Origin of the sequence: Paenibacillus aestuarii (assembly GCF_027789125.1) — a bacterium.
In the GTDB taxonomy this organism is placed as follows: domain Bacteria; phylum Bacillota; class Bacilli; order Paenibacillales; family NBRC-103111; genus Paenibacillus_E; species Paenibacillus_E aestuarii.
Map to the genome: position 1 here is coordinate 58,065 of NZ_JAQFVF010000027.1, position 22,042 is coordinate 80,106.

Genomic DNA, 22,042 nt, shown 5'->3' on the forward strand with positions numbered 1-22,042 from the left:
CCAACCAAGCTAGCTCCTTGCATACCCTCGCTATCCCATCCAACCAAGCTAACTCCCTACAAACCCTCAATGACCAATCAAATGTTCACACGTGAAGGACCATGGATGTCTTTGCGTCTCCTATCAGTATACGTACGCTGAATACTGAAAAATGACTTGGCAGCACGGCCTATGGAGCATCGAGCTCATTTACGCTTCATGCACAATTATCAGTCTAGCCAGGCTTTGGTACACATAAATTTTAAAGAAGGCTGGTCTGTAAACGAACCGTGTCATATCACAAAGGAATGAGGGATATACATGAGCAAGCTGCAATCACCAGGGTTGCGTCTGAAGGAGGCGCTGCAAGCGGAGAAACCGCTGCAAATCGTCGGCGCGATCAACGCCTATACGGCCGTGATGGCCGAGCGCACAGGGTATCGGGCGCTTTATATATCGGGAGCGGGCGTAGCCAATGCGTCATTTGGCTTGCCCGATCTCGGCATCACGACGCTGAACGACGTGCTGGAGGATGTGCGCCGGATCACTTCGGCGACGGAGCTGCCAGTACTTGTCGATGCGGACACCGGCTTCGGCAGCGCGTTCAATATCGCCCGCACGATTCGCAGCATGACGGCCGCCGGCGCAGCCGGAGTACACATCGAGGATCAGGTGACGGCCAAGCGCTGCGGACATCGCCCGAATAAGGCGATCGTGAGCCAGGCGGAGATGGTCTTTCGGATCAAGGCGGCCGTCGACGCCAAGACGGACCCGAACTTCATCGTGATGGCGCGCACCGACGCTTTGGCTGTTGAAGGAGAGGCATCGGCAATTGAACGGGCATGTGCTTGCGTGGAAGCGGGGGCGGATATGATTTTTGCGGAGGCAGTCCTTGAGTTGGAGCAGTACCGCAAGTTTGCGGATGCGGTCAAGGTGCCGGTATTGGCGAATATAACGGAATTCGGCAAAACACCGCTGTTCACGAAGGAAGAGCTCGGCGAAGCCGGGGTCAGCATGGTGCTTTACCCGCTTTCAGCGTTCCGAGCCATGAATGCGGCAGCTTTGCAGGTGTACCGGACGATCAGAAACGAAGGGACACAGGCGAATGCGGTCGCTGCCATGCAAACCCGAATGGAGCTTTACGACTTCTTACAGTACTTCGATTACGAGAAGAAACTGGACGAACTTTTCGACATGGAGAAGGAGGAAGGCAAATGACAACGGTGAAGAAGACAGGTGGCTTAGCAGGAGTAAGCGCAGGGCAGACCGCCATCGCCACAGTAGGCAAAGAGGGCAAAGGGCTCAATTACCGAGGGTACGCCATCAGTGATTTAGCCGAGTATGCGACCTTTGAAGAGACGGCGTACTTGCTGCTTTACGGGAAGCTTCCGAATCCGACCGAACTGAGCGCTTACCGGTCCAAGCTCGCCAAACTCCGCGGATTACCGCAAGCCGTACAGCAAGTGCTGGAGCTGGTGCCGGGCAGCGCCCATCCGATGGATGTGCTGCGCACCGGCTGCTCGATGCTCGGCACGCTGGAGCCGGAAGAAGCGACAAAGCAGTCGGATATCGCCGACCGCCTGATGGCATCTTTCGGGTCGATGCTGCTGTACTGGTATCACTACCACCAGGACGGCTCCCGCATCGAGACAGAAACCGATGATGCCAGCATCGCTGGTCATTTCTTGCATTTGCTGCACGGCAAGAAGCCGAGTGAATTGCATGAACGCTGCATGGACGTATCGCTCATTTTGTACGCCGAGCATGAGTTCAATGCTTCGACCTTCGCGTCCCGAGTCACGGCAGCGACGCTGTCGGACTTTTATTCCGCCATCACTTCCGGGATCGGCACGCTGCGCGGACCGCTGCATGGCGGAGCGAACGAAGCGGCGATGGAGCTGATCGAGCAGTTCGACTCGCCGGAGGAAGCCGAGACCGGACTGCGGGCCATGCTCGCGCAAAAGAAGCTGATCATGGGCTTCGGCCATCGGGTCTACTCCACTTCCGATCCGCGCTCCGATGTGATCAAAGTCTGGTCCAAGCGGCTTTCCGAAGAAGCCGGCACCTTGAAGCTGTTTAACGTTTCGGAGCGCATCGAGCACCTCATGTGGAGTGAGAAGAAGCTGTTCCCGAACCTCGACTTTTATTCGGCATCCGCATATCATCTGCTTGGCATTCCAACAGCAATGTTTACGCCAATCTTCGTCATCTCCCGCACGGCCGGTTGGGCAGCCCATATTATGGAACAGCGCGCGAATAACAAGCTGATCCGTCCTAGCGCAGACTACATCGGACCTGAGCCGACGGAATGGCTGCCGCTAGAGAAGCGGGCTTAATTCATCATTCCTATACGCATTGGGGGAAAAATCACATGTCGTCGCCTATCAATAACGTCAGACCGGCACCGGATCAAGTGCTCGTAGACATCGCCGATTACGTCTCCTCCTATTCCATTGACAGCCAAGAGGCTTGGCAAGCCGCACGGCTATGCCTCATCGATACGTTGGGCTGCGGCTTACTGGCGCTGCGCTATCCGGAGTGCACCAAGCATTTGGGGCCGATCGTTCCAGGTACCGTCGTCCCGCACGGCGCCAAGGTGCCCGGTACCTCCTATCAGCTGGACCCGGTGACGGCTGCCTTCAATATCGGCTGCATGATCCGCTGGTTGGACTATAATGACACCTGGCTGGCCGCAGAATGGGGACACCCATCGGATAATCTGGGCGGCATTCTAGCGATCGCCGATTACCTTAGCCGCAGCCGGGCTGCCGAAGGCAAAGCACCGCTGACGATGCGCAGCGTCCTGGAAGGCATGATCAAGGCGCATGAAATTCAAGGCGTGATCGCCCTGCAAAACAGTTTTAACCGCGTTGGGCTCGATCACGTCATTTTGGTCAAAGTCGCTTCGACTGCCGTCGTGTCCGCGCTGCTGGGGCTTTCCCAGGATGAAATCGTGAACGCCGTGTCGAACGCCTGGATTGACGGGCAGGCGCTGCGAACTTATCGTCACGCGCCGAATACCGGCTCACGCAAATCGTGGGCGGCAGGCGACGCCACAAGCCGGGCGGTCCGCTTGGCGCTCATGGCGCAAAAAGGGGAAATGGGTTACCCGTCCGCATTGACGGCGAAGACATGGGGGTTCTACGACGTGCTATTCAAAGGCTATGAGCTCAAATTCCAGCAACCGTACGGGTCCTACGTAATGGAAAATGTGCTGTTCAAAATCTCCTTCCCGGCGGAGTTCCATGCCCAAACCGCAGTCGAATGTGCGCTGCTGCTCCACTCTCAAGTGAAGGACCGGCTCGATGACATCGATCGGATCGTCCTGACGACCCATGAATCGGCGTTGCGGATTATTGATAAAAAAGGGCCGCTGCATAATCCTGCAGACCGCGATCACTGCTTGCAGTATATGACGGCGGTCGGGCTGATTTATGGCGATTTGACGGCTGACCACTATGAAGACGCAGTGGCCTCTAATCCAAGTATCGATGCGCTGCGCGACAAAATGGTGACCATTGAAGAGGAAAGATACTCCCGGGAGTATCTTGATGCTGACAAACGCTCGATTGCGAACAGCGTCCAGGTGTTTTTTAAGGACGGCACCGCGACGGAAAAAGCCGAAGTTGAATATCCCATCGGGCACCGCCGCAGACGGGCGGAAGGTATCCCTGTCCTGGAGCGGAAATTCGCCGCCAATCTGGCAACCCGTTTTCCGGCCAAACAGGCGCAAACAATCTATGAGCTGTGCCAAGACCAAGCCCGCTTAGAAGCGGCACCTGTTCATGAGTTCCTAGATTTGTTTGTGATTTGACCTCTGTAGGCGAAACTCGCAGGGCAGGCTTCTTCTTCTAATAGGAGGAGCCTGCTTTCATATTGCCTGGCACAGCGCGAGGGCGGCTTTAGGATGAAGTTTGTTTTATCCCTAACGAGGTTAGTTTTTTACCTGTCTTGTCCTGCCGTTCGTCTTTAAACTTAAGGGGAGGGCACTATTCGTTTGTTTATTGCAGTTTTTACGATGGGGGAGTCATTAAGTGGATAACGTTACGAGGCAGGAGCAGTGTGATCTGAAACTTTGGTACAAGCAACCGGCAGGCAAATGGGTGGAAGCGCTGCCTGTGGGCAATGGCAGTCTGGGTGCCATGGTTTTCGGCAAGGTGCAGCAGGAGCGCATCCAGCTCAATGAAGACAGCGTATGGTATGGCGGTCCTGCGGACAGGGAGAACCCGGATGCGAGCCGCTATATGGGCGAAATTCGCCGCCTTATGTTTGAGGGACGACCGGCGGAGGCCGAATATTTGGCGCGGATGGCAATGACGGCCACTCCGAAACATATCGCTCCCTACCAGACGCTGGGAGATTTGAATCTGTACAATGCTGTGGCTAGCGGCGAGGTTAGCGGTTACGTTCGCGAGCTGGATCTGGCGACAGGCATTGCATCGGTATCCTACCGCATGAACGGGGCCAAGTTCCGCCGTGAAGTGTTCGCCAGCACCGTGCACCAAGTACTCGTTGTCCGGCTCGAAGCGGAAGGCTCGGAGCGCTTGACGCTCAGCGCCAACGTGACCCGCCGTCCGTTCGAAGGGAACACGGCGGCTTGGGGAGAGGCTGGCGTCGTCATGAACGGGCAGTGCGGGCCGGACGGGGTGACGTTCGGCACGGTGTTGAAAGCGGTCACCGAAGGCGGCAGCGTGCGGGTGATCGGCGATTTCCTTGCGGTCGAAGGCGCCGAAAGCGTCACGTTCTACGTGGCGGCGGCGACTTCGTTCCGCCACGCCGATCCCGTGGCCGTGGGCCGCGCTCGCGTCGAAGCGGCTGCGGCTCACGGCTTTGCCGCAGTGCGGGCCGCGCACACGGCCGCGCACAGGGCGATATTCGAGCGTGTCTCGCTCGAATTGGGCGATCCGTCGGCTGAGCAGGCGCTGCTTCCGACGGACGAACGCCTGCGCCGACTGCAGGCCGGGCAGGAGGATCAGGGCTTGATCGCGCTGTTTTTCCAGTATGGGCGCTATTTGTTGATGGCCAGCTCGCGCCCCGGGACGCTGCCGGCGAACTTGCAGGGCATCTGGAACGAGAGTCACACGCCGCCGTGGGAAAGTGATTATCATCTGAATATCAATCTGCAGATGAACTATTGGCCGGCGGAAGTATGCAATCTCGCTGAATGCCACGAGCCGGTGTTCGATCTGCTGGATCGACTGCGCGAGAACGGCAGCAGGACGGCCCGCAGCGTTTATGGCGCATCCGGTTTCGTCGCGCATCATGCCACGAACTTGTGGGCCGAAACCGATATCGTGGGTCTATACGTTCCGGCGGTGTTTTGGCCGATGGGCGGCGCGTGGCTGTCGCTGCATCTCTGGGAACATTACCGTTATGGACTCAATTACAGCTTTCTCGCTGAGCGCGCGTACCCGACCTTGAAGGAGGCGGCGCACTTTTTCCTCGACTTCCTCGTGGAAGACGCGGCGGGCCGCTTGGTCACGGTCCCTTCGCTGTCGCCTGAGAACAGCTACCGGCTGGAGAATGGCAATGTAGGCTGTTTGGCGATCGGTCCGTCGATGGATTCGCAAATCATCCATGCGTTGTTTACGGCTTGTATGGAGGCGAGCCGGATTCTCGGCATCGATGAGGACTTCTCCGCCCGCCTAGCGCAAACACTGGAGAGATTGCCTGCCCCGAAGATCGGGAAGCATGGACAGTTGATGGAATGGGCGGACGATTATGAAGAAGTGGAGCCGGGGCATCGGCATATCTCGCACCTGTTTGCCTTGCATCCGGGCGAACAGATCACGCCGCAGCATACGCCGCAGCTGGCACAGGCGGCCAGGACGACACTGGAGCGGCGTCTGGCGAACGGCGGCGGCCATACCGGCTGGAGTCGGGCGTGGATCATTAACTTCTGGGCGCGGCTGCAGGCAGGGGACTTCGCTTATGACAATTTGCTCGCGATGATCAGTCACGCGGTCCATCCCAACCTGTTCGGCGACCACCCGCCGTTCCAGATTGACGCGAATTTCGGCGGCACGGCAGCCGTAGCGGAAATGCTGCTGCAATCGCACATGGGTGAAATTCAGCTGCTGCCGGCGCTACCCCAGGCATGGGGCAGCGGACGAGTGACCGGACTGCGCGCCCGCGGCGGCTGCGAAGTCGATATCGCTTGGCGCGACGGACGCCTCGCCCTGGCTTTGCTGCATGCGAAGCACGATGGTATGTGTGCGATTCGTAGCGAGCAGCCGCTGAGCGTCCGGGACGCGGGCGGTGAAGCGATCGAGGTGGAAGCCGAAGGGGACGGCCTATACCTGTTCACGGTTGCAGCAGGCAGCCGCTATTACGTTAGGCTGAATGGTTAATCTACGTCTTGGCCTCGCATGTGTCAGTTCGCTGGAACTGGCAGATGCGCTGGCCAAGACTTTTTCATTTTGTGCCGCGGCTAACATAACCGTTTCGATGGATGCGTATTCTCTTTGTAATAAAAGGAGGTGCTGGCATGCAGCAATCACAAGACCGATGGTCCCTTTCTGCTGATGGAGGTATCGTATGGGAGCTTCAGACCGACAGTCGGTTACCGCACACGGACCATCTGGAGATGAGCGGCAAGAAGGTTTCCGTCATCGTCCGTTACGGGGTGGACGCCAAAGGGGAGTTGATTTTATCCCGCAAACTCGTGTGGCCCGGCCTGCGGACGATCCCTAATGATACGCACGCAAGTCTGATCCGCGATTTTGGGCTGCAGCAGATGCCGCAGCTTTACGTAAGCGGCAAGGCGGTGACCAGTGAGAGGCCGGTGCAGATATCGTTTGACGGCTTCCTCCATATTTGCAGTACAACGGATCGCGCGCTTCAAGTTAGTCGGACGCTTTTTCCTTCCACGGATGCCCCGTCTTGTATCGAAAAAATAACGGTCATCAACCCATCCTCACAGCCTGTCCTCGTGCGAATCGTCGTGCCAGAGGCTCCGCCGACCGTGAAGGGAACCGCAGGGATTTATGTATTTGCCTTTGCGCACAGCTTCCAGGAGCCACTCGTTCTGCAGCCGCACAGCTCGTACACGTATTACGTAAGCATTAGTGCTTATCCGCTGCGCAAGCAGGAGCAGTTGAAGGATTACCGGCAGGAGGAGGAAAAGCGGCGGGCTCTTGTGGTTCAGCTGATGCATCAAGATCTGCAGCTGGAGACGCCGGAACCTGTGCTGAACCGGATGTTTGCCTTCGCCAAGCTGCGGGCTGCAGAGAGCATTTTCCAGACAAAAGGCGGCCTCATGCATGGCCCAGGCGGGGGGAGCTACTATGCCGCCGTGTGGACGAACGATCAGATCGAGTATGCGGCGCCATTTTTCGCTTATTTGGGATACCCTGTCGCGCACGAAGCGACGATGAACGCCATGCGGTTATATATGCCTTTCATGGGGCCGGACTTCCAGCCGATTCCATCCTCGATCATTGCCGAAGGTGTCGATATCTGGGAAGGGGCGGGGGATCGCGGGGATGCGGCGATGTATGCGTACGGCGCTTCCCTCTACGCCTTGACGCTTGGAGACCGCGACGCCGCGGAAGAGCTGTGGCCGGCGATTGTCTGGTGCTTGGCCTACTGCGACAGGAAGCGGACCAGCGATGGGGTCATCGCCTCGGATTCCGATGAACTGGAAGGTCGGTTCCCTAGCGGAGACGCCAATTTGGCGACGTCTTGCCTGGCTTATAGCGGCTATGCGTTGGCGGCAAAACTGGCCGCTTCGCTGGCAAAGCCGGCGGATAGCCAGCTGTATTCGCTAAAGGCTGAGGAGCTGAAAGCGGCCATCGATTCTTATTTTGGCGCGAAGGTGGAAGGGTATGAAACGTATCGCTATTATGAGGGTAATACGATTCTGCGCTCCTGGATTTGCCTGCCGTTAACCGTAGGCATGATGGAGCGCCGGGAGGGAACTATCCAAGCGCTGTTGTCGCCCCGGCTCTGGTCGGAGGAGGGCGTGCTGACCCAAGCTGGCGATACGACGTATTGGGACCGTTCTACACTTTACAGTTTTCGCGGGATGCTAGCGGCTGGCGAAGTGAATCAAGTGCTGCCTTACTTGCAAACGTATGCCCGCAGGCGGCTTCTGGGCGATCATGTTCCATATGCCGTGGAGGCCTATCCGGAAGGCAACCAGCGCCATCTGTCTGCCGAGAGCGCCCTCTGGTGCCGGGTTGTCATTGAAGGCTTATTCGGCATCATGCCGACGGGTCTGCGGCAGTTCACTTGCTCCCCGAGGCTGCCGGCCGATTGGGAGCGGATGGAGCTGCGGTCGATCCGGGCGTTTGGCCGGATCTTCGATATCGTTGTCGAACGGCATGTCAGTGGGCTTCGTCTTACCGCTCTCAACGGGGCTCAAGTGATTGAAATGACGGGGACATCCTCCGGTACATTCCATATCCAGTTGGTCTAGCATGCATATTTTTCCAAGGGCTGTGCAATCTAACGGAAAGGTATCGTAGGGGCAGGTGGAACCATGGGATTTCTACGTCAAATACTTCGAGGCAGGCAGCACCAGCAACTGGCAGAGCAAGTGGCGGAAGGATATATGCCCATGCCGATCAGTCCTCATTTACAGCAAAACATAACCGACCTGCAACATATATTCTCCATGGCGCCGGGTTTCGTGGTCCGCTTCTTTCAAATTAAGGCAACAGGACAAGAAGCGGCTCTAGTCTATATGAACGAGCTTTCGGACCACAAATCCATTAATGATAATGTGCTGTATCCGCTGATGCATGAATCCAACCCTGCCAACATGAGCGTGGAGCACATGATCACGGTTGGCTATCTATGGTCGTGCAGCGATTTACTGCAGGTAGAAGCTGCCATTCTGCAAGGGAGAAGCGCGATATTCGTAGAAGGGGTGCGGTCTGCAGAAATTTTAAACACGCAGGGCTGGCCGCAGCGGGCGATTGAAGACCCTGCGCTTGAAGCGTCGCTCAAGGGCTCGCATCAGGGCTTCGTCGAAACAGGCAGCCAGAATGTCGCGCTGATCCGCAGATTTATTCCAAATCGGGAGTTAAAAATCAAAACGTTCATCGTCGGGCGAAGAGGGCAAACGAAGCTCAGTCTGATGTATTTGGCAGACGTGATGAATCCGCAAATTTTGCAGGAGATGGAGGACAGGATCCAGCAGATTGACGTTGACGCCATCATCAATTCGGGAGAATTGGAAGAACTGTTGGAGGACAACCCTTACTCCCCGTTCCCGCAATTCGCGATGACGGAGCGGCCGGATTCCGTTGCTTCGCAGATTCTTCAGGGCCGAATGGCCATCGTGGTGGACAGATCCCCAGGGGTATTGATCGCGCCAACGACATTTTCCACGTTCTTCCAAAGCGTCGACGATTACAGCATCCGCTGGCAGGTTTCAAGCTTCTTAAGGCTTATGCGATTCGGAGCCTTCATCGTCACCATTTTTTTACCGTCTATTTACATTGCCGTCATCTCTTTCAACTTTGAAGTGATCCCTTTGCGGCTGCTGCTTTCCGTAGGCGAATCGCGGGGAAACGTTCCGCTGCCGCCTATTCTGGAAGCCTTGATTATGGAAGTTACGCTTGAGATGCTCAAAGAAGCGGGGGTTAGGCTACCGGCGCCGATCGGCCAAACCGTCGGGATTGTCGGCGCGATCGTCATTGGACAGGCTACGGTGCAAGCCGGCGTCGTCAGTAATATTATGGTGATTGTCGTCGCGCTGACAGGTCTCGCTTCATTCATCATTCCGAATCACGACATGTCGGCTACGATTCGTCTGATCCGCTTCCCAATGATGATTATCGCTTCCATTTACGGACTTCTCGGCGTTGGCGTCGGTTTCATCGTTATGGTCGGGCATTTGATCTCACTCGAATCTCTCGGCACGCCTTATTTAAGCCCGATAAGCCCGTTAAGGCTAGCGGATTGGAAGGATACTTTCGTCCGGCTCCCCTTATGGAAAATGAAAAAAAGGCCTTTAAGCGTCAAGCCGGTGCAAGAGAACCGATACGGTCAAAATCATCATTCGAAGGATGAGCACTAATTGAAAAAGTATGCTTTAAATGACATCACATTTATGCAATACGTTTTCCTGCTGCATGGGGCACAAATTGGAGTCGGCCTTATATCGCTGCCTAGTATGCTCGGTGAAATTGCCGGGATGGACGGTTGGATCACCCTGATCATCAGCTGGGCGATTTCCTTGGGCGTCAGTTTGCTCATCATTTCGACTATGAAAAAACACCCGGAGGACACGATCTACGATTTACTGCCGCGCTATTTTGGAAAAGTGGCGGGGACCGGCCTGAACGTTATTTTTATCCTTTATTTCCTGTATGCCTTTTACATCACCTTTACGACATCGGTTTTTATCATTAACTTGCAGCAGCTGCCCAAGACGCCCAATTATCTGATTGTGCTCTTGTTCGCCTTGCCCCTGTATACGGTGGCGCGAAGCCATATTCGGGTTATTGGCAGGTATGCCGAGCTGACATACTGGCTATTTATTTGGCTGCTCCTTTTGTACATGTATCCGATCCGGGATGCCGTCTGGGTGAATCTGCTGCCCGTACTGAGAGAGGGATGGGTGCCGGTTCTTCAAGGTCTGAAGATGACTGTGTTTTCGTTTCTCGGCTTTGAAACGGCTTTTATTTTATACCCGTTCCTCAAACATAAAGAGATGGCCGTGAAAGGGATTGTAATCGCCAACAGCATGACCTTAATCATTTATTTGATTATTGTCCTCGTTTGCTTCCTGTTTTTCTCGCCTGATGATATCGCCAATATTAAATATCCGACGATCAAAGTGTTAAAAGTTATTGAATTCCGCTTTTTCGAGCGATTCGACGTGATTATTTTATTAGGCTATATCATCATGCTATCCAGAATTTGGATTATTTACGTGTATTACAGCGTTTTCGGCTCTTCCCAGCTGCTCGGCAAACAAGACCATCGTTCCCATCTGAGAATCGTCGTGCTTGTATTAGTTGTGTTATCCTTCTTCTATTCGCCAACCAGTCGTCAAATCACCCTGTTAGATAAAGGTTTATCGCGGTTCGGGTTTTTCACAGCGTACTTATTTCCTGTTTTATTGTGGATTGTCGTCAGCCTACGCCGTCGATTCTCCAAAGGGGCGGTCCAATGAAAATGAAACGCATCAACAAAGGAATGTTAATAGGCTTAAGCCTGCTGCTGACTTCTGGATGTTACGATCAAATGTATTTGGAGGATGCTTCCATTACCTTGATGCTGGGCATCGATCTGGATCCGGATAAGCACATGGTTTTTTATTCGCAAAGCCCGGTGTTCTACAAAGAAGCGAAAAAAAATACGGAAAATTCAAAAGTGACCGCATCTTCCCTGCGGGAGTCCAGAATCAAATTCGATGCCGAACTCACGGGATTAACCATCGGAAGTAAAGTACAGACCGTTCTGGTCAGCAAGCGGCTGCTTGAACAGGATGCAGGGTGGATCAAATCTTTGGATTTGCTCTATCGGGACCCCAAACAACAGGGGACGAGCCGTCTGGTCATGGTGGACGGAAAGATGGAAGATTTATTTTCGATGCAGCCGCCAGATAAGCCGAGGCTTGCTTTGCATGTGAGGAAACTGGTGGATACTGTGCGGGAAAGAAACCATGGCGTTAATACGAATGTATCGGAATTCCGCAGGCAGATGGCGGATAAAGGTATTACCCCTTCGATCATCGAACTCCGAAAAACCGATAATCGTGTCAAGGTCACCGGAACGAGTCTGCTCAGCGAGAAGGGCAAGTATGTGACTTCACTGTCGCTCCGAGAAACTGCGCTGCTACTGCTGCTGCAAGATAAATTTAAGGGCGATATGTCGCTAACGGTCCCTGTTCATCGTGCAGAGCAGGAGAGCAAGCCGGATCATTCCGCGGTCAATATTGCGCTCAGCGCTTACAAGCGAAAAGTGAAAGTCGGCTATGCCGAAAATAAATTTCAGTTTCAGATTCATTTACGGATGAAAGTGAACGTTGTCTCCGTCGACTTCCCGTTTAACAGTAAGTCGGAGGCGAAATGGCTGCAGGACGAGCTGACCAAGGAGCTGCAGTTATCCTTGGCTGCTCTCATTAAAAATTGCCAGGAGCATGAATTGGATCCTTTCGGCTATGGGCTGCTGGCCAGAGCCTATCAGTACCAGGCATGGAAGCCCGTACAGGACGAATGGGGAAAAGCGTTTGCGGATGCACAAGTTACCGTGACGCCGCAAATTACGATTCAAGGCCTCGGGGGTATTGAATAAGCATATAAAAAACGGCTGCCTTAGGGGCAGCCGTACTCATTGTAGGCGATTACAAATCATTTTTTAAAGCCTGCCATATACTTGAGAGCGACGCCAATCGCTCCGACGTAGTAGGCGATCTTGATAATCCAGCCTGTCGGATCCAGGGACATCATGTTGGCAAGCATGAATAATGGGAGGACATAGAAGAGCAGGTCTTGGAGGAAGCCAACAATCGTCGAGCCGGAGAAATCACTAGCTTTGAAAGAGTTGTACAAGCCCATGAGGAAGTTAAGGCCCATCAAGGCAAGTACCACCCACATAGCATAAAGCATCATACCAGTAAGCGCGAATGTCATATTATATCACCTCCTTAGGAGGATCTGCTGCGTACTATATCATATGGTAGAGGTGTTCAAGCTGTTCCAGGACAGCATGCTCAATTTTTTAGAGTGTTCTGATTATTTATTGTATAGGACAGATGCCATCTTCCAAAGCTGGAATCCGGCTTGACTATGCTGCGCCATTGCTGCACTATGATAAGTAAAGATAAACGTTGAAAGGAAACGAATCATGTCGGAAACAAATAGCGTCGAACAAATGATTGCCGTGATGTCGAGACACGGGTGGCGGATTACGGATCAGCGACGGCTGCTTGCTGAGATTTTCGCCAAAACGGAAGGGTATTTATCGCCCAAATTTGTATATGATCAAATGGCTGTCCACTATCCGAGCGTAAGCTTCGACACGGTATACCGGAATCTGCGGTTGCTAAGTGAAATGGGCGCGCTGGAGCAGTTTTATTTTATGGAAGGCGGATTGAAGTTCCGGATGAGCTGCGTTGATCATCATCATCACCATCTCATTTGCATGAACTGTGAGAAAACGCTGACCTTCGAATATTGTCCGATGGATCATGCGCTGCAATTGCCGGGCAATTTCAAAATCGTCAATCACCGTTTTGAAGTGTACGGGGTGTGCGATGAATGCCAGGAGACGGCTGCGGCCAACTCCTAGTGGGGAAGTGCGGACGCGGGGCGCTCGTTTGGAGGCGCGTTCGGAGCGGGTGTGCACGCCAAGGGTAGGATGGATAGGCATTTACGGAACGGAGAGTTTCGTGGATGCCTTTTTGGCATGCGGAAATGGGCAAATAGCGGAAGTACACTTCCGCTGCATGTTTAGGACGCTAGTTTTGGGACATTTTATGGACTCAAATAAACCGATTGACGCAATCGCCTATCCCTGCTACACTTTTAAATGTAATATTTACGAATAATATCGCGATGCCAGCGGTAATGAGTAGTTTCAGCGAGCAGTACTTCTCATCTTTGCTAATCGTAATTTTTACATACAAAGGAGGCTTACATACATGCTTTTATTAGCCATGCAAGACGTCTCGTTCGGGTACACCCATGTCCCCTGCCTGGAGCAGGTGAGCATGGAGGTGCACACCGGCGAATTCATCGGCGTTACAGGGCCGAACGGCGCAGCCAAAACAACGCTGCTGAAGCTGGCCATCGGCTTGCTGAAGCCATGGGCAGGCAAGAGGTACATCGCGGCCAGCAATGAAGCGGGCCAAAAGCTGCGCATCGGCTACGTCCCGCAGCAGATCTCCGCCTTCAACAGCGGCTTCCCAAGCACGATTCTCGAATTCGTGCGCTCGGGCAGGCTCGTCCACGGCTCCTGGCTGCGCAGGCTGACGGGGGAGGATCATGCCAAGACAGAGCAGGCGCTCCGCGAGGTGGGCATGTGGGAGATGCGCAGCCGCAGGATCGGCGATTTGTCAGGCGGCCAGAAGCAGCGAATCTGTCTGGCGAGGGCGCTAGCTCAGGAGCCGGATCTGCTCGTACTGGATGAGCCGACGACAGGGATGGACCGGGAGAGCCGGGAAGCTTTTTACGCTTGGACGAAAGCGCAAGTACAAGAGTACGGGCGAACCATTGTGATGGTGACGCACGAGCTCGCGGAAGCGGGTCCATATCTGGACCGCAAGATTGAACTGGAACGCAAAGAGGGGGAGGGCTGGAAATGCTGCACTACGACTTCATGCAGCGGGCATTTTGTGCCGGCGCTCTGATCGCTCTGATCGCCTCCGTGCTAGGCGTATTCCTGATGCTGCGGCGGCAGGCGCTGATGGCCGACATGCTCTCGCACGTCTCGCTGGCCGGGGTCGCCGGCGGCGCATATCTGAAGTGGAATCCGACGCTCAGCGGATTCCTGATCGCTGCCGCCGGGGCAGCAGCGCTGGAGATGATCCGGCGCTCCTATCGGACATACAGCGAAATGTCGGTCGCCATCCTGATGACAGGCGGGCTGGCGAGCAGCGTTGTGCTGATGAGTCTGAACAGGGGCGTGAGCCAGAGCTTCTCGTCGTACCTGTTCGGCTCTGTGGTCGCCGTGAACGGGACGGAGCTCACCCTGATGGCGGCTGTAGCGCTGCTTGGCGGACTGTTCTTCATCCTGCTGCGCAGGCCGCTCTATCAGATGACGTTCGACGAGGAGACCGCGCGGGTGAGCGGCTTGCCGGTGAAATGGATCTCGCTGGGCTTCAGCATCCTCACCGGCATGATCGTCGCAGCGGCGATGCCCATCGTCGGCGTGCTGCTGGTTAGCAGCCTGATTGTTTTGCCGGCGGCGCTGGCGACACGGGTTGCGCATAGCTTTTACGGGGCGATCATCATCGCCATGGTGACAGGGTTGACCGGCGTAGGGACCGGCCTGACGGTTTCTTATCATCTTAGCGTACCGCCTGGCGGGACGATTGCCCTGGTGCTTCTAGCCATTTTGATGGCAAGCATGGGGATCAAGAAGCTCTATTATTTTTATACCAAGCAATGGAGGTTATAAAAAATGAAAAAAACATGGCTGCAGACATCACTGCTTCTCTCTGCGACAACGGGGCTTTTGCTTGCGGGCTGCACATCTAAGGAAGCATCATTGAACCCTGACACGGGCAGCAGCAAGCTCAAAGTGGTGACGACGTTTTATCCGATGTATGAATTCAGCAAGCAAGTGGCGGGGGACCTCGCCGAAGTGACGGCGTTGATCCCGCCTGGCGTCGAGCCGCACGATTGGGAACCGACTGCGAAAGATATTGCGTCAGTGAAGGACGCGGACTTGTTTGTTTACAATGGCATCGTCGAAGGCTGGGCGCCGAAGGTGCTGGAGAGTGCGGCGAACAGCAAGCGCATCGTCGTGGAAGCAAGCCAGGCGGTTTCCTTAATGGAAGGCGCGCCTGAAGACGAAGGCGGAAGCGAAGCCGGGCACGATCATGAATCGTCAATGCTCGATCCGCATGTATGGCTGGCTCCCGCGTTGGCGCAAAAAGAAGTTGCCGCGATCCAAAAGGCGTTCGAACAAGCCGATCCCGCTCACAAAGAAGCGTATCAACGCAATGCCGACGCTTATATTAAGAAGCTGCAGCAATTGGATGAAAACTTTCAGACGAGGCTGAAAGCTGTCAAAAGGAAAGATTTTATTACGCAGCACGCGGCCTTTGCGTATATGGCTCAGGCGTATGGGCTGACGCAAGTGCCGATCGCCGGACTGTCGCCGGAAGAAGAGCCGTCTCCGGAGAAGATGGCCGATGTCGTCAAGTTTGCCCAGGCGCATAACGTCCGTACAATCTTCTTCGAAACGCTGGCCGATCCTAAGATCGCAGCAACGATAGCCAAAGAGATCGGGGCCAAGACGGCTGTGCTGAACCCGCTGGAGGGCTTGACGGAGGAGGAGAAGGCCCAGGGGCTGGACTATATCGCAATCATGACAAAGAACCTCGAGGGGGTGGAGCAAGCTTTGAACGATTAACTTCCTTGGAGTGTAATCGTAAAAATTACGGAGAAATAAAAAGCCCATGCTGCGATCGATAACAGGCTTCCCCGAGCAAACCGGCATTATTTTTGCCCTCTAATAAACGATAAAAAGACAGTTTTGGCTGTCTTTTATCGTTTGCGCAGGGTGTAACTGCAATTACTGTTTAAAAGTTTGTTTTACAGAGCCTTTGCCATCTTTTACTTCAATTTCAGCATAGGCCCCGTTAATGAAGGTCATTTGCGGTGGAACATGACCACAATCGATATCGTAAATGATGGGTACTTGTAACTCCTCATAGAGCTCTTTATAAATATCTTCCGCTGTATAATTATCAATAGGTCGATTGGCATCGCTTCTTCCAAAAAGAAGACCCGAACAATGATCAAACCAACCTGCTAGTTTCATCTGAACCAAAGATCTGCGTAAATCAGCAGTCGATAGTTCGCAATTCTCTAAATACCATAGGATGGGTTCATTATTGCAATGATTCTTTTGAAAATGTAAGACATCACCGAAGGGTGTGCCAATTAAATGTCTGATCACATCGATACATCCACCAAGTAAGCGACCTTGCATGTTAACATGATGATTTGCAATAGACTTCCAATATGTTTGCTCGGTTAAATGAAAGACACATGGCGAAGGGTTAGCGTGATTCCATTCCTTTTGATATTTTTCCGATGAAAATTGTAGGATTGATTCGCCCGTTTTAGTGGATAAAACAGATGGCCACATGGCCGTTGTGTGATCTGAATAATCTCCTCGTAAATCAACAAGATTTGTTCCATGAGCAGTTGCAGTGCCTGTTTTTAAGGTTACGGCTAACAATAAAACACTTGTGTCCGAATAACCTAAAATCCATTTATTTTTAAAATGATCAAATTCAAGGTATTCAAGGATTTCGATTAAAAGTTCGCCACCCCAAGGCGGGATGATGAGACCGATCTGATCATCGCTCATCATTGCATTCAATTCAATCGCACGGACTTTGGCTGGAGAAGATTTAGCCTTATTTTGCGTCCAAATCGTTTCCCCACAAACCACTTTAAATCCTTGCACCTCCATACGTTTGAAAGCAAGTCTAAGCAAATCATGTAATTCGACGCTTACTCCTGACGAGGGTGCTGTGACACCAATTGTTGTTCCTTCGTTTAAAGCCGGATATCTAATCACATGTATCAGCCTCCTTAATTTGCGTCATTCTACTGTAAAAATTTATTTAGTGCAATATCTTCCAATAAAAAAATGGCGCTCAAACCGTTGTCAGTTTGAACGCCAATTTTATCGTCAATGAAGTGTATTGTATTTCACTTCAAAAGAGAACCCGTTACTGCGAACAGGTGGGCTTTGTCGTTTTATTTAATTTCAAGCAGCTCGTATGTAATTACGCCGATCGGCGCATTGACGCTGATGGTTTCACCTACGGATTTGCCCATCAAGGCGCTGCCCAGCGGGCTTTCGTAGGAAATTTTATTATTATTGGCATCAGCCTCGGAAGGGCCGACAATCCTGTACTCGATTTTTTCCGCGAACTCGACGTCATTCAGGACGACAACCGCACCGACAGACACTTTGGAATGGTCGGCATTTTCCACGACCCTAACTTTTTTCAACATGCGATCAATCTGCAAAATGCGAGATTCCATGAATGCCTGCTCTTCTTTGGCCGAATGGTACTCGCTGTTCTCTTTCAAATCGCCGTAGCTGATCGCTACCTTGATGCGCTCTGCAAGTTCTCTGCGCCTTGGGCCCTTTAGCTCTTCCAGTTCCTGCTCCAGGCTCGCCAGTCCTTCGGGAGTCAAAATAATTTCGTCGTTTGACATATATACATCTCCTTTTACGTATCCTCGGGGGTGCTGCTTACATGTTCTTCTTTGCATTGTACACTATATCTGACTCCGATGCGAAATCATGCATGAAAAGGGACAAGCGGTAGAAAATATCAACGGGCCCATTAATGTAAATGAAAAAGGAGAAGAAGCATGCTGAAAAAGGTTGTAAGTTCTGTGCTTGTTATGATGTCACTATTACTGGCGCTTCCTGCGGTGCAAGCTGGCGCGGAGGTAACAAGCAGCGAACAAGCTGCTCAAGCCGAGCAGGCTGCTAATCCGTGCATCAGCGCCGGCGCTATGAAGCTGAAAGAGGATATGCGGAAGCTATGGATGGAGCACACGATTTGGACCAGCAAATATATCGTGAGCGCGGCAGCTGGACTGAAAGATAAAGATAAGGTGCTGGCACGCCTGTTGAGAAATCAGGAGGATCTCGGGAACGCGATCAAACCGTTCTATGGGGATGCGGCGGGCAATAAATTGACGGAATTATTGAAAGAGCACATTGTGCTGGCTGGAAAAATCGTGGATGCCGCCAAAAGAAACAAGAAGGCGGAGCTGAAGAAGCTGAATGATGAATGGCATCGCAATGCCGATGACATTGCGAAGTTTCTGAGCAGCGCCAATCCGAACTTGCCGGAAGCTACTGTAAAGGAACTGATGTATACCCATTTGCAAATGATGACCGATGAAGCGACGACCCGTATTAAAAAGGATTGGGACGGGAATATCACCGCTTTTGATCATGGCCTGGATCATATTATTAAGCTGGCTGACGCCCTCTCGGCGGGCATTATCAAGCAATTTCCGAGCCGGTTTTAGTTCTTGGCGGCCTCCGATTGTATTTATAGAGCAGCTTTTGTTAATATAGAGTTGCTAAATTAATTTGGAGGTTATGTCATGTTAACGCCTGGAACGATTTTGACCGAAGATATCGACTTTGAAAAAGCCCGCAATCAAGGATGCAATATCGAAGCAAGACAAATGAATCAACGCGTGTTCGGACCTGGAAAAATCGTCGCTTACAGCACCAACTCGATTACGATTAACGAGAAGCCGCTGCTGCGCTCGGTGAATCAATTTATCGTTGTTGAATAGGCTGTACAAGCGCAAGGCTGCCGTGATCGGCAGCCTTGTTTTATTTTATGCGGCTATCGGCGAATAGGACTTACCTGGATTACTAAAAATAGTTAGGTAAGTAATGAGACCAACCTTTGATGGGGGCTAACCGCATGAAGAAACTGCTCACCGCATCCCTGATCACTTGTGCGCTTGTGGCTGCTGCCGGCTGCGGCACGAACAAGGCGCAGCAGCCTGCCGCCACTGGCAGCGCCGCACCAGCCAAAGCTGCGGAGATCACGATCGGCACAGAAGGGACCTATTCGCCATTTACGTTTCATGATAAAGGGGGAGCCTTGACCGGCTTCGATGTCGAAATGGCCGAGGAAGTTTGCAAACGCATCAATCGAACGCCGCGATTTATTGAAACGAAGTGGGACGGCATGATCGCCGGCCTCGATGCCAAACGGTACGATATGGTGGCCAACGAAGTCGCGGTACGTCCAGACCGGCTGGAGAAATACGATATGTCCGACCCGTACATCGTTTCGCGGGCAGTGCTCATCGTTGCGGGGAACAATACGAACATCAAGTCGCTGGACGACTTGAAAGGCAAAAAGGTTGGGCAGTCTTTGGACAGCAATTACCGTAAAATCGCCGAAGATCACGGCGCCACGAACACGGTCGTCGAAGGCTTCAACCAAGCTATCGACCTGCTCACCTCAGGCCGCATCGATGCTACGCTCAACGACAGCTTATCTTATCTGGATCTGAAAAAGCAGCGTCCGGAATTGCAGATCAAGACGGTGTATGAAGAGCCGAATGCGACGAGCAACGCGTTTTTGCTGCGCAAAGGCAGCACGGACCTGGTGCAGCAGATTAATAAGGCTTTAGCGGATATGAAGAGCGACGGCACTTCGCTGAAAATATCGCAAAAATGGTTTAACGCCGACGTTTCCAAGTAAAGGACGCGAGACTTGATGACAACCGATCGCACAGCGCGCATTATAGGAATCCTTAGCGATTCCTTTTTTCCTATATTGAAGGCCGGCTTGCTGTTCTCGGTGCCGCTCACCCTTATCACTTTCGTGCTGGGGCTGCTGCTGGCTTTTCTGACTGCGCTTGCCCGGCTCTCGGATTTTCGGCTGCTGAACGCCATCGCGAGGTTTTATGTGTGGATATTCCGTGGGACCCCGCTGTTGGTGCAGCTGTTCATTTTGTTTTATGGATTCCCGAGCATCGGGATTACATTGGAGCCTTTTCCCACTGCCATAATCGGATTTACCTTAAATAAAGGCGCCTACAGCTCAGAGATTATCCGTGCCGCGATTTTATCGATCCCGAAAGGGCAGCGGGAAGCCGCATATGCCATCGGCATGACGCCCTGGCAGACGATGCGGCGCATCATCCTTCCGCAGGCTGTGCGGGTGTCGATTCCCCCGCTCGGCAATTCTTTTATCAGCCTGATCAAAGATACTTCGTTGGCTGCGACCATCACGGTCACCGAAATGTTTCAGAAAGGCCAGCAAATTGCCGCCGTAACGTATGAGCCGCTTTGGCTTTATATGGAAGTGGCGTTTATTTATTTGATGTTCAGCACCGTACTGTCTTATTTCCAAAATAGGCTGGAAGGACGCTATGACCGTTTTGTAGCCAAGTAAGCGAGGGGGACATTGTAGATGATACGGCTTACGGGACTGCGCAAAAGTTTTGGCGGACTGCAAGTCCTTAACGGCATCGATCTGTTTGTTGAAAAAGGGAGCTGCGCAGTCGTCATCGGTCCCTCGGGCTCCGGCAAAACGACCTTGCTGCGCTGCCTGAACGTGCTGGAAGTTCCCGATGCGGGCACTTTGTCGATTGCCGATACGTCGATTGATTTCCATAGCGACCGTAAAACAGACCCAGCGGTCGTCCGCGCCATCCGCCGGCAAACCGGCATGGTGTTCCAGAACTACAACCTGTTCCCGCACCTGACCGCACTGGAGAACCTGCTTGAAGGTCAGATTGTCGTGTTGAAGCGCTCCAAGGAGGAAGCGAGGCGGAAGTCGCTATCGCTATTGGAGAGGGTCGGTTTGCGGGAGCGCGCCGATATGTACCCGCATCAGCTCTCCGGCGGCCAGCAGCAGCGCGTCGGCATCGCTCGTGCGATGGCAATGGACCCGGAGGTGCTGCTTTTCGACGAACCGACCTCTGCGCTGGACCCGGAATTGGTCGGCGATGTGCTGCGGGTGATGAAAGACTTGGCACACGAGGGCATGACGATGGTCGTGGTGACGCATGAGATGGCGTTTGCCCGCGAGGTGGCGGATCAAGTGATTTTTATGGATCAAGGGGTCATTGTGGAGAAGGGTACGCCTGGGGAAGTATTCGAGGCTTCACAAAATGAGCGGACGCTGCAATTTTTGAAAAAAATACGGTAAATAAAAAGCGACAAGCTAACTTGGATTGGAATTGCTGACATCTGACATGTGTCACACATGCAGAAGCTGCAGCATGCTGGCAGCTGACACGGTCTCAAACCGCCGGGCCGTTGCAGCGAACATCCGAGTTAGCTCGTCGTTTCATTGATTGATGATCTCTTTTAATTCTTTGCTGTCATGCGGCTCCTTCGCTTCCTTGATCTCCTTCATTTCCTTCATTTCAAGCACTTGCGATTCTTCGGAAAAATAATTGCTTAAGTACATTTTGCGCAAGTTGAAGTAGACATTCGTACTGCGAATATGGCTCATGATTCTGCAAATGACTTTCATATGTTTCGCATCTTCAATTCCAGACGCGATGCTATAGACTGTGTTATAGCTGCCGATGGCTTGATCTCGTGTGATAAGTCCGCTTTCCAAATCCCTCAAAATTCTTTCAGTTTCCTGGCTGATGAACCAGATCGCATGAGCTTTAATATTTTTTTCAATCAATACACTCTCTCCTCCCAATGTATGTAATCTTAGTGTAAAACTTCTGGGCTATAAAATCTGTCGAAGTGGCGTAGAAAATATTTATGCTTTATTGATGATACAAGTGGAACCTTGTCTATTTGTATATAAAAAAGCTAATCCGCTTGGATTAGCTGTTGGGGGGCGGCGCAGAGCGAATGGCGGGAACAACAGTTCCGCTATCATCCGCCACCATTG

The 22,042-nt window shown here is 52.8% G+C and carries 21 protein-coding genes; 17 read left to right on the plus strand and 4 right to left on the minus strand.

All coding sequences use genetic code 11. From position 1 onward, the window contains the following. Nucleotides 1-300 precede the first annotated feature (300 nt). The 8 genes from prpB (at nucleotide 301) to O9139_RS12835 (ending at nucleotide 12,231) form a co-directional block, all read left to right on the plus strand. The gene (gene prpB / locus O9139_RS12800; protein WP_270879871.1) at nucleotides 301-1,197 is read left to right on the plus strand and encodes a methylisocitrate lyase; all 897 of its coding nucleotides are present in this window, start codon (nucleotides 301-303) and stop codon (nucleotides 1,195-1,197) included. Continuing rightward, entirely contained in the window at nucleotides 1,194-2,315 is a 1,122-nt protein-coding gene (gene prpC, locus O9139_RS12805; protein ID WP_270879872.1) for a bifunctional 2-methylcitrate synthase/citrate synthase, read from the plus strand. Before prpB ends, prpC begins: the two co-directional genes overlap by 4 nt. Nucleotides 2,316-2,350: 35 nt before the next feature. Continuing rightward, nucleotides 2,351-3,793, plus strand: coding sequence for a bifunctional 2-methylcitrate dehydratase/aconitate hydratase (locus O9139_RS12810; protein WP_270879873.1), 1,443 nt, complete (start codon nucleotides 2,351-2,353; stop codon nucleotides 3,791-3,793). Between the two features lie 220 nt (nucleotides 3,794-4,013). Beyond that, a complete protein-coding gene (locus O9139_RS12815; protein ID WP_270879874.1) occupies nucleotides 4,014-6,329 on the plus strand; it encodes a glycoside hydrolase family 95 protein in 2,316 nt (771 codons plus the stop codon). A gap of 137 nt (nucleotides 6,330-6,466) precedes the next feature. Beyond that, the gene (locus O9139_RS12820) at nucleotides 6,467-8,398 is read left to right on the plus strand and encodes a hypothetical protein (protein WP_270879875.1); all 1,932 of its coding nucleotides are present in this window, start codon (nucleotides 6,467-6,469) and stop codon (nucleotides 8,396-8,398) included. A gap of 63 nt (nucleotides 8,399-8,461) precedes the next feature. Then, nucleotides 8,462-10,006, plus strand: coding sequence for a spore germination protein (locus tag O9139_RS12825; RefSeq protein ID WP_270879876.1), 1,545 nt, complete (start codon nucleotides 8,462-8,464; stop codon nucleotides 10,004-10,006). Then, complete coding sequence (locus O9139_RS12830) at nucleotides 10,007-11,107, plus strand: GerAB/ArcD/ProY family transporter (protein ID WP_270879877.1); 1,101 nt, start codon at nucleotides 10,007-10,009, stop codon at nucleotides 11,105-11,107. Beyond that, nucleotides 11,104-12,231, plus strand: a complete 1,128-nt coding sequence (locus O9139_RS12835) for a Ger(x)C family spore germination protein (protein ID WP_270879878.1) — start codon at nucleotides 11,104-11,106, stop codon at nucleotides 12,229-12,231. The genes O9139_RS12830 and O9139_RS12835 overlap by 4 nt, the downstream gene beginning before the upstream one ends. 56 nt (nucleotides 12,232-12,287) lie before the next feature. Here O9139_RS12835 and O9139_RS12840 read toward each other — a convergent pair whose 3' ends face one another. Next, nucleotides 12,288-12,569 carry a hypothetical protein gene (locus O9139_RS12840; protein ID WP_270879879.1) on the minus strand — a complete coding sequence of 94 codons (282 nt, stop codon included), beginning with the start codon at nucleotides 12,567-12,569 and terminating at the stop codon, nucleotides 12,288-12,290. A gap of 214 nt (nucleotides 12,570-12,783) precedes the next feature. Between O9139_RS12840 and O9139_RS12845 the strand changes: the two genes are divergently transcribed. The 4 genes from O9139_RS12845 (at nucleotide 12,784) to O9139_RS12860 (ending at nucleotide 16,017) form a co-directional block, all read left to right on the plus strand. Continuing rightward, nucleotides 12,784-13,227 carry a Fur family transcriptional regulator gene (locus O9139_RS12845; RefSeq protein WP_270879880.1) on the plus strand — a complete coding sequence of 148 codons (444 nt, stop codon included), beginning with the start codon at nucleotides 12,784-12,786 and terminating at the stop codon, nucleotides 13,225-13,227. Nucleotides 13,228-13,579: 352 nt separating this feature from the next. Next, entirely contained in the window at nucleotides 13,580-14,287 is a 708-nt protein-coding gene (locus O9139_RS12850; RefSeq protein ID WP_270879881.1) for a metal ABC transporter ATP-binding protein, read from the plus strand. Further along, complete coding sequence (locus O9139_RS12855; protein WP_270880130.1) at nucleotides 14,233-15,057, plus strand: metal ABC transporter permease; 825 nt, start codon at nucleotides 14,233-14,235, stop codon at nucleotides 15,055-15,057. The genes O9139_RS12850 and O9139_RS12855 overlap by 55 nt, the downstream gene beginning before the upstream one ends. A gap of 3 nt (nucleotides 15,058-15,060) precedes the next feature. Next, nucleotides 15,061-16,017: a metal ABC transporter substrate-binding protein gene (locus tag O9139_RS12860; protein WP_270879882.1), complete on the plus strand. Its 957-nt coding sequence runs from the start codon at nucleotides 15,061-15,063 to the stop codon at nucleotides 16,015-16,017. A 162-nt stretch (nucleotides 16,018-16,179) separates the two neighbouring features. Here the strand turns inward: O9139_RS12860 and O9139_RS12865 are convergent, their stop codons facing one another. Further along, nucleotides 16,180-17,196 (minus strand): S66 family peptidase, encoded by a 1,017-nt coding sequence (locus O9139_RS12865; RefSeq protein ID WP_270879883.1) that lies wholly within the window; start codon nucleotides 17,194-17,196, stop codon nucleotides 16,180-16,182. Between the two features lie 182 nt (nucleotides 17,197-17,378). Continuing rightward, complete coding sequence (gene greA / locus O9139_RS12870) at nucleotides 17,379-17,846, minus strand: transcription elongation factor GreA (protein ID WP_270879884.1); 468 nt, start codon at nucleotides 17,844-17,846, stop codon at nucleotides 17,379-17,381. A gap of 159 nt (nucleotides 17,847-18,005) precedes the next feature. Here greA and O9139_RS12875 point away from each other — a divergent pair, with 159 nt between their 5' ends. The 5 genes from O9139_RS12875 (at nucleotide 18,006) to O9139_RS12895 (ending at nucleotide 21,334) form a co-directional block, all read left to right on the plus strand. Then, nucleotides 18,006-18,677: a glycosyltransferase gene (locus tag O9139_RS12875; RefSeq protein WP_270879885.1), complete on the plus strand. Its 672-nt coding sequence runs from the start codon at nucleotides 18,006-18,008 to the stop codon at nucleotides 18,675-18,677. A 78-nt stretch (nucleotides 18,678-18,755) separates the two neighbouring features. Further along, on the plus strand, nucleotides 18,756-18,953 hold the full coding sequence (locus O9139_RS12880) for a hypothetical protein (RefSeq protein WP_270879886.1): 198 nt from the start codon (nucleotides 18,756-18,758) through the stop codon (nucleotides 18,951-18,953). A gap of 134 nt (nucleotides 18,954-19,087) precedes the next feature. Next, nucleotides 19,088-19,879, plus strand: a complete 792-nt coding sequence (locus tag O9139_RS12885; protein ID WP_270879887.1) for an amino acid ABC transporter substrate-binding protein — start codon at nucleotides 19,088-19,090, stop codon at nucleotides 19,877-19,879. A gap of 15 nt (nucleotides 19,880-19,894) precedes the next feature. Beyond that, nucleotides 19,895-20,575 carry an amino acid ABC transporter permease gene (locus O9139_RS12890; RefSeq protein WP_270879888.1) on the plus strand — a complete coding sequence of 227 codons (681 nt, stop codon included), beginning with the start codon at nucleotides 19,895-19,897 and terminating at the stop codon, nucleotides 20,573-20,575. An 18-nt stretch (nucleotides 20,576-20,593) separates the two neighbouring features. After that, the gene (locus tag O9139_RS12895) at nucleotides 20,594-21,334 is read left to right on the plus strand and encodes an amino acid ABC transporter ATP-binding protein (RefSeq protein ID WP_270879889.1); all 741 of its coding nucleotides are present in this window, start codon (nucleotides 20,594-20,596) and stop codon (nucleotides 21,332-21,334) included. 141 nt (nucleotides 21,335-21,475) lie between these two features. Here the strand turns inward: O9139_RS12895 and O9139_RS12900 are convergent, their stop codons facing one another. Continuing rightward, nucleotides 21,476-21,826 (minus strand): hypothetical protein, encoded by a 351-nt coding sequence (locus tag O9139_RS12900; protein WP_270879890.1) that lies wholly within the window; start codon nucleotides 21,824-21,826, stop codon nucleotides 21,476-21,478. Nucleotides 21,827-22,042 lie beyond the last annotated feature (216 nt).